Annotated in this window: 14 protein-coding genes, 3 tRNA genes, 1 other RNA gene and 1 pseudogene; 4 read left to right on the top strand and 15 right to left on the bottom strand. The window is 70.2% G+C overall.

Features of this window, described 5'->3' with window-relative positions; translation table 11 throughout:
• Positions 1 to 73: 73 nt before the first annotated feature.
• Positions 74 to 322: pseudogene (locus NKG98_RS19110) on the bottom strand (redoxin domain-containing protein); the annotation flags it as partial.
• A gap of 48 nt (positions 323 to 370) precedes the next feature.
• Positions 371 to 919: a DUF8170 family protein gene (locus NKG98_RS11245; protein ID WP_254766013.1), complete on the bottom strand. Its 549-nt coding sequence runs from the start codon at positions 917 to 919 to the stop codon at positions 371 to 373.
• A 129-nt stretch (positions 920 to 1,048) separates the two neighbouring features.
• Between NKG98_RS11245 and NKG98_RS11240 the strand changes: the two genes are divergently transcribed.
• Positions 1,049 to 1,462, top strand: coding sequence for a helix-turn-helix transcriptional regulator (locus NKG98_RS11240; RefSeq protein ID WP_254766012.1), 414 nt, complete (start codon positions 1,049 to 1,051; stop codon positions 1,460 to 1,462).
• A 134-nt stretch (positions 1,463 to 1,596) separates the two neighbouring features.
• Here the strand turns inward: NKG98_RS11240 and NKG98_RS11235 are convergent.
• From NKG98_RS11235 to NKG98_RS11225, 4 genes are all read right to left on the bottom strand, one after another.
• A tRNA-Ile gene (locus tag NKG98_RS11235) sits at positions 1,597 to 1,704 on the bottom strand.
• 72 nt (positions 1,705 to 1,776) lie between these two features.
• On the bottom strand, positions 1,777 to 1,905 hold the full coding sequence (locus tag NKG98_RS19005) for a hypothetical protein (protein ID WP_256558415.1): 129 nt from the start codon (positions 1,903 to 1,905) through the stop codon (positions 1,777 to 1,779).
• Positions 1,906 to 2,009: 104 nt separating this feature from the next.
• A complete protein-coding gene (locus NKG98_RS11230) occupies positions 2,010 to 2,600 on the bottom strand; it encodes a MogA/MoaB family molybdenum cofactor biosynthesis protein (RefSeq protein WP_254766011.1) in 591 nt (196 codons plus the stop codon).
• A gap of 107 nt (positions 2,601 to 2,707) precedes the next feature.
• Positions 2,708 to 2,780: transfer RNA gene (locus tag NKG98_RS11225), tRNA-Asn, on the bottom strand.
• Between the two features lie 139 nt (positions 2,781 to 2,919).
• Here NKG98_RS11225 and cca point away from each other — a divergent pair.
• Positions 2,920 to 4,302, top strand: a complete 1,383-nt coding sequence (cca, locus tag NKG98_RS11220; RefSeq protein ID WP_254766010.1) for a CCA tRNA nucleotidyltransferase — start codon at positions 2,920 to 2,922, stop codon at positions 4,300 to 4,302.
• 49 nt (positions 4,303 to 4,351) lie between these two features.
• Here the strand turns inward: cca and NKG98_RS11215 are convergent, their stop codons facing one another.
• The 5 genes from NKG98_RS11215 to NKG98_RS11195 form a co-directional block, all read right to left on the bottom strand.
• Positions 4,352 to 5,362, bottom strand: a complete 1,011-nt coding sequence (locus tag NKG98_RS11215) for a histone deacetylase family protein (protein WP_254766009.1) — start codon at positions 5,360 to 5,362, stop codon at positions 4,352 to 4,354.
• A 4-nt stretch (positions 5,363 to 5,366) separates the two neighbouring features.
• A complete protein-coding gene (locus tag NKG98_RS11210) occupies positions 5,367 to 5,798 on the bottom strand; it encodes a histone (protein WP_254766008.1) in 432 nt (143 codons plus the stop codon).
• Between the two features lie 63 nt (positions 5,799 to 5,861).
• Positions 5,862 to 7,274: a single-stranded DNA binding protein gene (locus tag NKG98_RS11205; protein WP_254766007.1), complete on the bottom strand. Its 1,413-nt coding sequence runs from the start codon at positions 7,272 to 7,274 to the stop codon at positions 5,862 to 5,864.
• 136 nt (positions 7,275 to 7,410) lie between these two features.
• Positions 7,411 to 9,165 (bottom strand): hypothetical protein, encoded by a 1,755-nt coding sequence (locus NKG98_RS11200; RefSeq protein WP_254766006.1) that lies wholly within the window; start codon positions 9,163 to 9,165, stop codon positions 7,411 to 7,413.
• Positions 9,158 to 9,916, bottom strand: a complete 759-nt coding sequence (locus NKG98_RS11195) for an ABC transporter ATP-binding protein (RefSeq protein ID WP_254766005.1) — start codon at positions 9,914 to 9,916, stop codon at positions 9,158 to 9,160. Before NKG98_RS11195 ends, NKG98_RS11200 begins: the two co-directional genes overlap by 8 nt.
• Before the next feature lie 189 nt (positions 9,917 to 10,105).
• Here NKG98_RS11195 and NKG98_RS11190 point away from each other — a divergent pair.
• Positions 10,106 to 10,178: transfer RNA gene (locus tag NKG98_RS11190), tRNA-Arg, on the top strand.
• 125 nt (positions 10,179 to 10,303) lie between these two features.
• Here the strand turns inward: NKG98_RS11190 and NKG98_RS11185 are convergent.
• The 3 genes from NKG98_RS11185 to rnpB all read right to left on the bottom strand — a co-directional run bounded on the left by NKG98_RS11185 (position 10,304) and on the right by rnpB (position 11,820).
• Complete coding sequence (locus NKG98_RS11185; protein WP_254766004.1) at positions 10,304 to 10,777, bottom strand: metal-dependent transcriptional regulator; 474 nt, start codon at positions 10,775 to 10,777, stop codon at positions 10,304 to 10,306.
• Positions 10,767 to 11,066: a FaeA/PapI family transcriptional regulator gene (locus NKG98_RS11180; protein WP_254766003.1), complete on the bottom strand. Its 300-nt coding sequence runs from the start codon at positions 11,064 to 11,066 to the stop codon at positions 10,767 to 10,769. The genes NKG98_RS11185 and NKG98_RS11180 overlap by 11 nt, the downstream gene beginning before the upstream one ends.
• Positions 11,067 to 11,372: 306 nt before the next feature.
• Positions 11,373 to 11,820: RNase P RNA component (rnpB, locus tag NKG98_RS11175), an RNA gene on the bottom strand.
• Between the two features lie 115 nt (positions 11,821 to 11,935).
• On the opposite strand from rnpB, the gene NKG98_RS11170 reads away from it, so the two are divergent.
• Positions 11,936 to 12,538, top strand: a complete 603-nt coding sequence (locus NKG98_RS11170) for a TIGR00296 family protein (RefSeq protein ID WP_254766002.1) — start codon at positions 11,936 to 11,938, stop codon at positions 12,536 to 12,538.
• 120 nt (positions 12,539 to 12,658) lie between these two features.
• Here the strand turns inward: NKG98_RS11170 and NKG98_RS11165 are convergent, their stop codons facing one another.
• A complete protein-coding gene (locus NKG98_RS11165) occupies positions 12,659 to 13,813 on the bottom strand; it encodes a nicotinate phosphoribosyltransferase (protein WP_254766001.1) in 1,155 nt (384 codons plus the stop codon).
• Positions 13,814 to 13,837 lie beyond the last annotated feature (24 nt).

Here is a 13,837-nt window from a genome sequence, read left to right as displayed (position 1 = left end):
TACGATTACGAACACGATAGCGTTTTGCGTGACTATCGCAAACTCGCGTTTGCTTTCGCCTCAAAACAGCTCCTGCTGTCTCTACCGCGTCGAGTATCTCCTCGTAGTCGGGTTCGCTGGTCGGGTCGTCGGCGACCCAGCGGTAGGTGACGGTCCCGTCCTCGTCGACGACGAACACCGCGCGGTTGGCAATGCCGTGCAGGCCCAGTTCCGGGATGTCGATCTCGAGGTCGTATTCCCGGATCGAATCTCGGCTCATATCGCTCACGAGGTCGAACCCGGTTCCGTGTTCGTCCCGGAACGCGCCCAGTGAGAACGCCGAGGATCGTCGCACTTGACGTCGTGAGACAGATCGGTCTCCCACTCGCCGTCACGGAAGGTCCCCAGTTACGTCGACGAGGTCCTCCTCGGTCCGCCAGCAGTGCAGTCGTCCCTCCCGGTCGAATAGTTCGAAGACACCATCCTGCATCCAACCGAAGGGATACTCCTCGTCCTCGTACTCTCGCTTGAGGACGTGGCTTTTCGAGAAGTACTCGGTCGTGCCGACGAGGAGCCCCTGTTCGACGAGGAAGTCGCTCGGTTCCTTCTCGGCGACCCCGACGAGGTACGTCACGATATCCGCGATCAGACAGAACTTCTGGATGCTATTGTCCCATTCGCCCCGAATGTCGACCATCCGGAAGGCGTACACGTCGGTACGTCGGTTGAGACGATCCACCACCAGATTCAGCCGCCGGATCGGTTCCCGGTCGTAGTTCCCGAGCACGAAGTACGACCGGTCGTTCCGGTAGACCGGCGTCAACTCGCTCAGCGCGTGAAGGATTTCCTCGTTGTCCGCAAGCGAGATGTCCTCCGCATCGAGTTGCTCTTTGGCGCTCGTGAGGACCTCCTCCGGGACGGGCGACCCCTCGTCAGGCATACCCAGTCTTTCTCGAAGCCGCGAAATATGGTTTGTGAAGTACTTTACCCGATCGAGTATAGAACGGTTTACTCCGGGGTAGTTTACCCGAGGGTAAACTACTTGTCGTCGGGGCGTGTATCGTGCCGTATGAGCACTGATCTGGGGACTGTCGAGGGGATGGAAACCCGCGAGCTCGTCCACTTCGTCACCCAACAGACGCGGTTCGCGCTCATCAACAACATCCTCCAGCATCCCGAGCAACGTCCCTCGATGTACGAACTCGAGGAGCTCAATCCCAGCGTGAGTGACGCCACCGTCTACAAGCACGTTCAGAAGCTGATCGACGCCGGCATCGTCGAGGAAGTCGCGCTGGACGACGATCAGCGCCGGCAGGGATATCCCTGGAAATTCTACGGCCTTACGGACGAGGGCCGAGCCTTCCTCGAGGAACACAACTTGCTCGCCGCCGAGGAGACCCTCCAGCGGATCTACGAAACCATCTCTGACAAACCTGCGAAGATGGTCAAGTACGAGAACGCGCCCCGTCCTGACGACGCATGAACGGTCATACTGTCTGCCGGTTGACCCCCTCCCGCACCTGAAGACGCGGGAATCCTGCCACGGGATTTCGAAAATAAGGGATACGAAACCTGTATCCTACGATTCCGTTGGCTCTGAACCGTGCAGTTTCCGGATGGGCCCTGACGGATTCGAACCATCGACCACTCGGTGTCCCACGGATCCGATCGCCGATCGGCGTCCGATATGAGCCGAGCGCTCTAACCGGACTGAGCTAAGGGCCCTCAACCGGGAGAAAACGACGACTGTAGTTAACGTTTGCTGTCCGATTCGCCCGGCGGAAAAACGACGTCCGCCTACGCCGTCAGCGCCTCGCGTTCCTCCTCGGTCAGTTCCTCTTCGAGTTCCTCCTCGTCGTGGAACTCGAGTACCTCCTCGCGCTCCTCGGCGTCGAGTTCGCGCACGTCTTCGAAGTGGTGACACATAGCACTCGAACGTTGGTTACGGGAGTCAATAAAGCACACTGCAGGCGATTTCACGGGTCGCCGGTCGACTCCCGCCCCCGCGGATCGCGGGGCCGAACGCCGGGCTACTCGCCGTCGTAGTCCGCCAGCGTCTGCTCTTCGGTCCCCACGCGGTGGCTCGTCGCCAGGCCAGCGAGGTGGGGCGCCTCGGGGACGATCAGCCGTTCGCAGGCGGTCCGGCAGGCGTTCTTGCTCCCCGGCAGGCAGAAGACGGGCGTGTCGATGGCGATTCCCGCCGTCGCGCGCGAGGCCATCGCCCGCGTGCCGACCTCCTCCCAGGAGAGCGATCGGAACAACTCGCCAAAGCCCGGCAACTCCCGCTCGAACAGGGACGCGGTCGCCTCGGGCGAGACGTCGTCGACCGTCACGCCGGTGCCGCCGGTCGTGACCACCACGTCGACGTCCCGGCGGGCGGCGAGGCGTCGGACGGCCGTCCGGATCGCGGCGTAGTCGTCCCGCACCAGTTCGCGGACGACCACCTCGTGGCCCTCGGCCTCGAAACACTCCTCAATCACGTCGCCGCCGGGGTCGTCGGGGTCGCCGCCCTCCGCCGTCGCGTGCGCTCGCGAACTCGAAACCGTCACGACCGCCGCGTGCAGCGGGTCGATGACGTCGTGGCCGTCCTCGTCGGTCGTGCGTCTGTCGTCTGCGGCCATGTACCCCTCTCGTGTCCGGAGGGCGAAATAGCCTCGCCCCGGCGGGGCCGGAGCGGCCGTCGAATCGAGACGATCGAAGCTCCCGAGGAGTAGCGTTCGAGGAGAAGCGCCGAAGCCAGGACTCGAACCTGGGACCGCCTCGTTAACAGCGAGGCGCTCTACCAACTGAGCTACTTCGGCTCGTTCGGGCATTGTCGGGACGGTTTGATAGGGCTTTCGTTTTCCCCCGCCCGACCGTGCTCACGTCTCGCATTCTCGGCCCGAACTCCGCGTCGCGCGTTCGATACGCTTTCCCGCGCCGCTCGTGTACGGTCGGGCGATGACCGACGAGGACGCCGACGGAGCGGGGGACGACGAGTTCGAGCGCGTCGTCGCGCGGGTCCGCGAGCGGATCGACCCCGACGAGGACGAGCGTGCCCGCCTGCGCGAGGTCGCCGACGACCTGCTCGCCCGCGCGGAGGCCGCCGCGACAGACCGGTGTCCCGACGCCGATGCCCTGCAGGTCGGTTCGACGGCCCGCGACACGTGGATCAGCGGCGACCGCGACGTCGACGTCTTCGTCCGCTTCCCGCCCGACCTCGACCGCGAGACGCTCGAACGCTACGGCCTCGCGGTCGGCCACGCCACCCTCCCCGACGGCCACGAGGAGTACGCCGAACACCCCTACGTCAAAGGCGAGTACGACGGGTTCGAGGTCGACGTCGTCCCCTGTTTCCGCCTCGAATCGGCGACCGACATCCGCTCGGCGGTCGACCGCACCCCGTTTCACTCCCGGTACCTGTCCGAGCGCCTCGACGCCGACCTCGCCGCGGACGTCCGGCTGGCAAAGCAGTTCCTCAAGGGGATCGGCGTCTACGGCTCGGACCTCCGCACCCGTGGGTTCAGCGGCTACCTCACCGAACTGCTCGTCTGCGAGTACGCCGGCTTCCGGCCCCTGCTCGACGCCGCCGCCGACTGGCGCCCGCAGGTCCGCCTCGACCCCGAGGGCCACGGCGAGGCGAGTTTCGACGACCCCCTCGTCGTCGTCGACCCCACCGACCCCGAGCGCAACGTCGCCGCCGTGCTCTCGGCGGCCAACGTCGCCCGCTTCCAGCACTACGCCCGCGAACTGCTCGACGAGCCCCGCGTCGCCCTCTTCGAACCCGACGAGCCCGCCCCCCTCTCGGCGGACGCCCTCCGCGCACACCTCGACCGCCGCGGGACGACCCCCGTCGCGGTTCGCTTCGACGCCCCCGACCTCGTCGACGACCAGCTTTACCCCCAGCTTCGCAAGTCCCTCGACGGCATCGTCTCGGGGCTCGACGACCGCGGCTTCGACGTCGTCCGCGCGGACGCGTTCGCCGCCGAGACGGCCGTCGTCTTCGTCGAACTCGCGGTCGCCGAACGCCCCGCGGTCGAGCGCCACGGGGGGCCGCCGGTCCACGTCCGCGACCACGCCGAGGGGTTCTACGACGCCTACGCGGACGATCCGGACGTCTACGGCCCGTTCGTCGACGGCGACCGCTACGTCGTCGAGCGCGAGCGGGAGTTCGCGACCGCCCGCGCGTTCCTCGAGAGCGACCGCCTGTTCGACGTCGGCCTCGGTGCCCACGTCGAGACGGCCCTCGAAGACGGCTACGAGGTGCTCGTCGGCGAGGCCGTGACGGCGCTGGTCGAGGAGTTCGGCGTCGAACTGGCCCGGTACGTCGACCCGCGGCCCTGAACCCGCGGCCGCCAGACGGCGCGTCGGGACGGAGCGCAGGCGGCCGGTCTCACCGCTCGATCCCGTGTGCGTCCGCGACGGCCGCCAGCACGTCCTCGGCGTCGTCGCTCACGTCGCCGTCGGGTTCGATCGGTTCGCGGCCGTCGAACGTCTCGTGGACGAGCGAGACGGTGTCGGCGAGCACCTCCAGCCCGTACCCCCCTTCGAGGACGAACGCGAGCGCGGCGTCGGACGCCGCGGCGACCGCCCGGACGCGGTCGGTCATGAGCGCGTACGCCTCGGTCGTGAGCCGGACCCGCGAGATGGGGTCGTGGCGGTGGGCGTCGAAGCCGGCGCTGACGAGCACGAGGTCGGGGTCGAAGTCGGCGAACGCCGGCGCGACGAGCGAGTCCAGCGCCGCGAGGTAGTCGACGTCGTCCGCGCCGGCGGGCATGGGAACGTCCATCGTCGTCCCCTCGCCGTCGCCTTCCCCGATCTCGTCGGCCTCGCCGGTGCCGGGGTACAGCCCCTGTTCGTGCAGCGAGACGACGAAGACGTTGCCGCGGTCGTAGAAGATGTCCTGCGTGCCGTTGCCGTGGTGGACGTCCCAGTCGACGATCGCGACGCGCTCGGCGTCCGAGGTGTCCAGCGCGTGCTGGGCGGCGACCGCGACGTTGTTGACGAAACAAAAGCCCATCGCGTCGTCGACGACGGCGTGGTGGCCCGGCGGCCGCCCGATGGAGAAGGGGGTCTCGCGGCCGTCGGCACCCGACAGCGCGGCGTCGGCGGCCCAGCAAGCGAGTCCGGCGCTCTGGAGGGCGGCGTCCCACGTCTCCTCGACGGCGGTCGTGTCGGGGTCCCAGCTACCGCCGCCCTCGGCACAGAACTCCCGGACGTCCTCGACGTACGCGTCGTCGTGGACGGCCGTGATCGTCTCGACGCTCGCCGGGTCGGCCTCGACGTACTCGACGCCGTGTTTGCGTTTCAATCCCTCCCGGATCGCCCGTAGCCTGTCCGGCGACTCCGGGTGCCGCGGGCCGGGGTCGTGTGCCAGACAGGTGTCGCTGTAGCCGAACTGCATCGACTCACTCGAACAACGAGAAGTACGTCTCGATGTCGTCGGCCGTGATCGTCCGACGGTCGGCGTGGTGGGCCAGCGTCGCGGCCGCGCGGGCGACGTTGTCGGCGTAGTCCTCCAGAATGTCCGCCAGCGCGATGCGGGCGTCCATCGAGACGCGGTAGCGGTCGTCGATGTCGATGCGTGCGATCCGATCGACCGGGGCGATCGGTAACTCGAGGTCGTCCTTGTCGACGACGGTCTCGACGCCGAAGTCCTCGGCCATCAGCGTCTTCCGGCCGTCCGCCGTCGCCCGTTCGGCGGCGTCCGCCGCGAGGTCGGCGCCGTGCTCCTGGATCCGCTTTGCGAGTTCCTCCGCCGCGCCCGCGCTCACCCGGAGGCCACCCGCGTTCCGCCGGATGATCGTGTCCACCGGGGCGAACGGGAGTTCGACGTTCATACTCTGATACCGGGAGCTTACTCCCTTAACGCTTTTCCTCGGCCATCAGCGGCGTTTGTGGCCTCAGAACACGTCGTTCGCGTCGAGGCGTCCGTCCCGGACGACGCCCCGGGCGGTCACCTCCTCGCCGAGGCCGACGTCGGCGTCGGTCTCGACGCTCATCGTCGCCTCGCCGTCGTCGAGTACCACGGGGTCGCCCGCCTGCACGACCACGCCCGTGAACTCGATCTCCTCGCCGTCTTCGGGGTCGTCGCTCGCGTCCTCGTCGGCGGCGTCCGCGTCCTCGCCCCCGCCTGCGGCCTCGCCGTCGGCGAACGCCGCGAGGCCGGCCGACTGCCCCCCGTCGTCGTGTGACCCCTCGCCGCCCGCGCCGTCGCCGTCGAGCACGGTGATCGTCGAGCGCCACCCCGCGGAGGCTTCGAGGTCGTCCTGCCAGCCGTCCTGAATCTCGACGTCCGCGAGGGCGACCTCGTCGCCGGGGCCGACGTCGACGTCGGCCTTCTCGCCCCACAGCGCCACGCGGATGTCGCCGGTGGCGTCCTGCACGCGGACGTTCCGGACCTGCCCCTCGGAGCCGTCGTCGCGGTCGAAGGTCCGCTTCGGGTCCGCCGAGCGAACGACGCCCGCGATGTCGACCGTCTGGCCGATTTCGAGGCTCTCGATGGGCGTGCTCTCGGGGACGTACTCGACCTCCTCGTCGACCGCCCCGACGGCGCCGCGGTTGCCGACGTGGAGTTCGAGGTCGCCGTCGCGCTCGCGGACGTAGCCGTCGACCACCTCGACGGTGTCGCCGGTCGAGAGTTCGTCGGCGCGCTCGGCCTTCTCGTCCCAGAGCGTGACGCGCACGCGGCCGGTCGGATCGCCGAGGGTGAGATTCGACACTCGGCCCTCGGAGCCGTCGTCGCGGTCGAACGTTCGCACGGCGTCGGTGTCGAGCACGAGGCCGACGAGGTTGACGTTCGAGAGGCCAAGCGAGAGGTCCTCGATCGCGTGCGTGTCAGACACCTGGACGTCGATCTCGGTGTCGTCGTCGGGTTCGACCTCGTCGACGCTCACCTCGACGCCCGAGAACCCCTCCTTCGGACGGCCCTTGATCCGCAGTACCTGTCCCTCTTCGAGTTCCTCGACGGCCGCCTCGGCGTGTTCGTCCCAGAACGCCGCCCGGACGGCGCCGGTCTCGTCGGCGACCTCGACGTTGACGACCCGGCCGTCCTCGTCCTCGCCGTCGCGTTCGAACGTCCGCAGTTCGCCGATGCTCGTCACCTTCGCGACGAACTTCGCCTCCTCCATGCCGGGTTCGATGTCGGCGACGCCGCCGACCTCGCTCTCGCCGAGTTCGTGAGCGACGAGCATCGCCGCCGTCTCCTCGTCGGCCAGTCCCCCCATCTGTTCGACCTTCGCCTCGACGGCCTCGCGAAACTCCTCGAGGGAGACGTCGGCCTCGAGGTCCTCGTAGACGCCCTCGATGTCGCTCATTCTATGCTCGTGCATGGGTAGCCCGCGCATAAACGTTGTCGTTGCTCGATTCGGCGTACAGCGGCGCTACCGTCGGCACATCCATACCTCGCTTCGCCGCGCCATCGTACCTAAAGGGTCGGCCGCCCGTCCCCGCTCACGCCGGGACGTACGCGTCGAAGTAGCCGATCGCGTGGCGGTAGCAGCCGACGGCCGCCGCGGCCCCGCCGGCGAGGAGGCCGCCGCCGAGGCCCGCTCGAAGCCGGCCGACGGGCGTCGCCAGCAGGCCGTCGCCGACCGCCCGGAACGCGTCGACCGCCCCCGGGAGGGTCTCGGCCGCGCCGAGCAGGTCGAGGTGGATCGCCGGCAGGTAGCCGACGAGGCCGGCGACGACCGCCCGGGCGAGTTCCGGCGCGACGACCAGCAGCGCGAGGAGCGCGCCGGGAGCGAGCGTCAGCCCCGCGTGGAGGACGACGGCGGCCAGCCGCGGCGGGAGGACGGCGCGACCCCGGCCGACGCGGATCGGGCTGAACCGCGGGAGGCGCATCCCGACCGCCGGGGCGGTGCCGACGGCGACGAGCGTCAGGTACGCGCCGATCAGGACCAGTCCGAGCACCTGCGACGGCGAGTACGCGGCGGCGACGCCCGTCGCGGCCGTCGCGACGACGACCGTCGGCAGGCCCAACAGCAGGCCCGGCAGCGAGACCCCGCGGACGTACCGGCGGCCGTCGACCGCGAGCAGCGTCGCGGGGAGGGTGGTGCCCTCGTCGCCGAGGGGGTTCACCGCGAACGCCGCGCCGGCGATCCACGGGAGGACGACCGCACACAGCGGCGCGAGCAGCGGCCGGGGCGCGCCGCTCTGGACCCCCACGTTCATCAGCGCGCTCCCGGCCCCGACGACGGGGACGAGGAGGAACGTCAGCCGCCGCGGATCGCGTCGCGTCCGCAGCAGGGTCCACTCGGCGACCCGACGCGTCGGCGCGCCCACGACCGCGGGGATCGCGAGGGGCCGAACCGACGCCGACAGGGCGTCGCGGTCCCGCCGGCCGGCCGTCGACGCCGACTCCGCCCCCGACGATCCGTCGTCGACGGTCACGGGATCGGTAAACCAGAGCGCCGCCGTCGCCCGGTCGATCAGGGCGCCGCCGCCGACGCAGACGAGGGCTGTCGCGCCGATGGCGCCGGCCGCACGGCGCCCCGAACCCGCGACCGGGGTGCCGACGACCGCGAGGTCGGCGAGCCAGCCGATCGGCAGCCACGCGAGCAGGTCGTACCCGACCGACCCCACCCCGGCGGACTGCAACGCGGCGTAGCCGCCGAAGAAGGCCAGCACGGCGACCCCGCCGAGGCCGGTCCGGTGCCGGGAGACGAACGGGACCGTGGCGACGAGCCACGCGACCGCGTAGCCGGCCAGCGACCCCGCGACCACGGCGCCCGCGACGAGGAGGAGCCACGCCGCCGGCACCGCGAGGAGGCTGAGGGGGGAGCCGAACAGGTAGACCGCCGCCGCGGTCAGGGCGAGCGCCGGGGGCGTGACGTACGCGAGCGCGCGGAGGGCCTCCGCGATGGCCAGCCCGACCGCGGCCGTCCGGGTCGACACCGTCGTCAACACGAGCGGTTCGGCCTCGGCGCGCGGACGGGCCGTCGCGACGCGCTGGGCGACGACGAACGCGCCGAAGAGCCAGACCGTCGCGACCATCCCGCGGACCTGCGTCGGCAGCGCCACGGGCCCCGCGTCGCGGATCACGTCCGCGAACAGCACCGCGAACCCGGCGATCAGCAGCGACGGCACGACCGCCCCGAGTGCCATGAGACCGAACCGGGCCGTGTCCTCCCGGACGGCGCGGACGGTTCGCCGGAACTCGAACCGGCCGATCCGGACCGCGTGTCGCGGCCAGCCGGGTTCAGCCATCGGCTGGCGGGGCCTCCGGCCCGGAGTCGGTCGTCAGTTCGAGGAACGCGTCTTCGAGCGTCCGCGTCTCGCCGCTCTCGGCCCGCCGCTTGAGCGCGTCGGGAGACCCCTCCGCGACCAGTCGCCCGTCGTACAGGATGCCGACCTCGTCGGCGACGTCCTCGACCACCGGCAGGACGTGCGTCGACAGGAAGACCGTCGTCCCCCCGTCGGCGAGTTCCCGGATCATGGTCCGGAGCGTCCGCGCGGCGCGGGGATCGAGCCCCGAGGTGGGTTCGTCGAGGAAGACGACGTCGGGGTCGTGCAGGACCGCCTGCACGTACGCGGTCTTCTGGCGCATCCCCTTCGAGTAGTCGCCGATCCGGCCCGACGCGTCGTCGAGCAGGTCCAGTTCGGCAAGCAGCGTCTCGATCCGGTCGCGAGCCGCCACAGCGGGCAGGTCGCGCAGGCCGGCGACGTACTCCAGTTGCTCGAACGCCGTCGCCTGCTCGTACAGCGGCGGCTCCTCCGGGAGGTAGCCCACGTGCGGCCGGAGCGCGTCCCGGTCGGTCACGGGGACGCCGGCCACCGTCGCGGTTCCGCTCGTCGGCCGGGCGAGGCTCGTCAGCAGCCGCATCGTCGTCGTCTTCCCGGCGCCGTTCGGCCCCAGAAAGCCGTAGATCGTCCCGTCCTCGACGCACAGGTCGAGGGCGTCGACGGCGACGGTCTCGCCGTACCGCTTCGTCAGTGAACTCGTTTCGATGGCGGTCATCGTCGGGGACCCGTTACGCCGGGACGTCGCCCGGGACGGTGATAACCGGTTCGGAACCGTCGGCCCGACGGCTCGGCCTCGCGTGGCGGTCCGACCCGCTGCAGTCCGCGATTACGTGATTGACTACCAGCCGACACCCGGCACGCGTTTCGAAAGGGCTTTAACCGAAACCGCACTACCTGAAGATGAGTCCTGATAGGGTAGTGGACTATCCTCTTGGCTTGCGGAGCCAGGGACCGGAGTTCAAATCTCCGTCAGGACGCTCACTTATCGCGGGCGCTTCGCATTGCTCAGCGCCCGCTGTTGCGTTCGGTCCTGACGTGCCCAGCGCTCGCTTCGCTCGCGCTGGACTCCGTCAGGACGCTCACTCCTCGCGAGCGCTTCGTCTCACGTCACCGAAACGTGACAGCCGTCCGCGCTCGTCGCCTCGCAGCGGCCCCGACACGGCTGGTCGGCGACCTCACGGAGCGCTCGCACGTCCTCCAGCGAGAGCGACCATCCGATCCGATAGGCCTGTTCGTCGCGTAACCGGACGCCCGACGTGCGCTCGAAAAAGCGCCGGACGGTACACTGTCGCCAGCGGAATTCGCGGGCGACGCGTTCGCCACGCGCCGTCAGTTCGGCCCCGTAGTAGGGCTCGTGGGTCACCAGCCCGCGCCGTTCGAAGGCGTCGATCGTTTCGGTGACGCTCGCCGCGCTGACCCCGAGGTGGCCGGCGAGTTCGGTGGTGCCGACCGGCGGGTCGCCGGTCAGCGTCAGGTGCAATAGCCCGCAGAGGTACCGTCCCTCGCTGAGGCTGACCGCGCTCCCGTCGTCGGTCGCGTGCGCCGTCGTCGCGTCGTCCGGGAGCCTACTCGTCACGGTCGGTCACCCGCCAGTAGACGACCGTCCGCCCGGTCTTCCGGCGTCGTAACTCGCCCTCGGCGACGAGCCGGTTGAGCTTCTGGCGCGCGGCTTCCGTCGTGATCCCGAGGACGTCGGAGACGTCGGTCGTCGTCACGACCGGTCCGTCGACGGCCTCGAAGACGGCGAGTACGTCGTCGGACTCGATCGTCCGGACGAACTGCCCGTCTTCGTCGCGCTTTCGGTTCCGACGTCCGCGACGCCGGCGCTTCTTCCCCCGGCCGTGCCGTCCGCGTCCGGATGTCATCGCGTTCGCTAGGGGGGCCGCGACCATATACCTTTTGCGAGTACCAAAATGGCAATCGCAACTGCGGGCGTCCGTGTCGTCCGTTTCGCGGCGAAATCGTCCGCTGACCCCCGCCACCCGGTCCGTTTCGCGCCGCCGAACGCCGGTAGCCCGGCCGAATTTCGTCGGACGGGCGCCGTGTCCACGGAATTACGCTCGACGGGTCCCTCGACCCTCCCGTCGCCACGTGCCGGCGACTCTCCCCGCGGGCCGGTGACCGCGACGAGGCCGCGCCACGCGCGGCGGCGTCGCTGGCGGACGAAAACTGGGTGAGAGGAGTAAGCCCCCTTCTGTTCGGCCCGGCATTCGGCTGAGCGTCCGCGCCGTCCGCGGAAACCGCGGGGCGTTCGGGCTACCAGCGGCGCGGACTTGCACCGGTGAGGGTTCGCCGTTCCATCGGTCCTCGGCCGTCGGTGGACGATCGGTCACGCCGGGCGTGACCGGCGGTCTCGAACCGCCGTCTTTGCGATCGTCCGTCCCTCGGCGGGTCGACTCCCCTTCCTCGCGGTCGGGTTCGCGCGCCTCATCGGTCGGGCCGAGACGTGTCGTTTCTGTTCCAGAGCCAGCGGTCTCCCGCTCCGGACTTGCGCCCGGTCACCCGCCCGAACGGTGGGGGGACTTTCCTCGCGAGCGTGACGCGTCCCGGAGGGACGGCCACGGTACGCGGTCGCGCCGTCGCCGGCGCGGCCGCCGCGGCAGCCGGGCTCTCTCTCCCACCGACCGTAGGGGCCTCGGGCGAATAAGTCCCCCGGTCGGTGCCATCGACTGGTAATTGTTGCCGGCCGTTCGAATGGAAGCGTTTTAGGCCGGTCCGTTCCACGTACGCCTGTATGTCCCAGCGACAGGGCGTCGACCTCTCCTACGAGGACGGTGCGCGAGCCGTCGAACTCGCGCGCGAGGCGGTCGAATCCTACGTACGTCACGGACAGCGAGAGCACCCCGGGAGTATGCGCGAGGCGTTCTACGAGCGCACGGGCGCGTTCGTTCGCCTCGAGTCCACGCGCGGCCGGCGCAGCCTCCGCGGCTGTGCCGGCGGCTACCAGTCCGGCGAACAGCTCGGCCACGTCATCGTCGACTCGGCCATCCGGGCCGCCAGCGGCGATTCCTGTGGCTCCGAGATCAGCCCCTCTGAGCTGCCGAATCTCACCGTCTCGGTCTGCACCGTCAGGAACGTGTTGCTGACCGACGACCCGATCGCGGACCTCGAACTCGGCACCCACGGCGTCGCGATCGACGGCCGCGGCGAGAGCGGCTGGCTCTACCCGACGGTCCCCGTCGAGCACGGCTGGACCGAGAGCGAGTACCTCGATCGCACCTGCCGGAAGGCCGGCCTCGAGCCGAACGCCTGGCAGGACGACGACGTCGTCGTCACGCTCTTCGAGGGCCAGGTCTTCCGCGAGCGCGAGGCCGACGGCTCCGTCGAACAGCTGTAACCGCGGCCCGGGTTCCGGGCACGCGAGCGCCAGCGCGAGGCCGGACCCCGCCGGCCCCGTACCGTAGCACCGCGGACCGCCCACGTCCCCGCTTTTCCCCGACGATCGGCCGCCGAGCGGTCAGTCCGCCCCGCCGAACCCGACCGCCTCCGCGTCGGCGAGACAGCGCTCGCTCGCCGCTTCGAGGTCGAACTCGCGGACGACCTCGCCGTCGCGAATCAGCGGTTCGAGCAGCGTCTCGGCGTCCGCGGGACCGTCCCGGCCGGCGAGGCCGACGTGGTGGCCGCCGTCGGCGGTCCGGTAGACCTCCTTCGTCCCCGAGAGCTTGCCCCGCTTGGCGACCGGTTCGCCCTCGACCGCGACGATGTCGAGCGCGAAGTCGACCGGGTCGGCGGCCGTGACGGCGCTCCCGACGCCGAAGCCGTCGGCGACGTCGCGCAACTCGCGGAGTTCCTCGGGACCCAGCCCGCCCGAGCAGAAGACGTCCACGTCCTCGTAGCCGCGCGCGTCGAGTTCCCAGCGCACCTCCCGGACGATGTGCCGGAAGTCGCCCCGGCGCGAGCCGGTGGTATCGAGGCGCACCCCGTCGAGGTCGTCGAGGGTCTCGGCCGCGAGCAGCGTCTCCGACTTCTCGTCCCAGAACGTGTCACAGAGGGCGATCCGCGGGGTGTCCTCGGGGACGGCCTCGTCGAACGCGCGGAACGCCGCGGCCTGCTCGCCCTCGCCGAAACACAGCAGGAGGGCGTGGGGCATCGTCCCGCCGGCCTCGCGCCCGATGATCTCGCCCGCGGCGACGTGCGAGAAGCCGTCGAGGCCGGCAAGCAGGGCCGAGCGCTCGACGACCGACGCGATCGACGGGTGGACGTGGCGGGCGCCGAACGAGAGCACGAGCGAGTCCGGCGCCGCAAGCCGCGCCTCCAGCGCGGCGGTCGCGAAGCCGCTGGCCTGCGAGAGGAAGCCGAGAAGCGACGTCTCGAGTTCGGCGAACTCGAGGTACCGGCCCTCGATCCGGGCGACGGGGCCGCCGTCGAACAGCCGTCCCTCGGGGATCGCGTCGACGTCGACGTCGCGACCTTCGAGCAGCGTCGCGAGGTCCTCGACGCCCGCGAGGACCTCGAACTCGCCGGTGGGGAACTGGTCGGCGGTCACCTCGGCGACGACGCGAGGGTTCTTCCCGGCGTGTTCGAGGGTCGCGCGCGTGCGCTCGAAGTAGGCGTCGGTCGCGCGACCGTCGAGGATCGCCTCGGCCGGCACGGTTCCGAAGGGATTCGACATACCCCCGCTTTCCGTCGGAGGGCG

Source organism: Salinilacihabitans rarus, from assembly GCF_024296665.1.
Taxonomy (GTDB): domain Archaea; phylum Halobacteriota; class Halobacteria; order Halobacteriales; family Natrialbaceae; genus Salinilacihabitans; species Salinilacihabitans rarus.
This window is presented reverse-complemented; position numbering and strand designations above follow the sequence as displayed.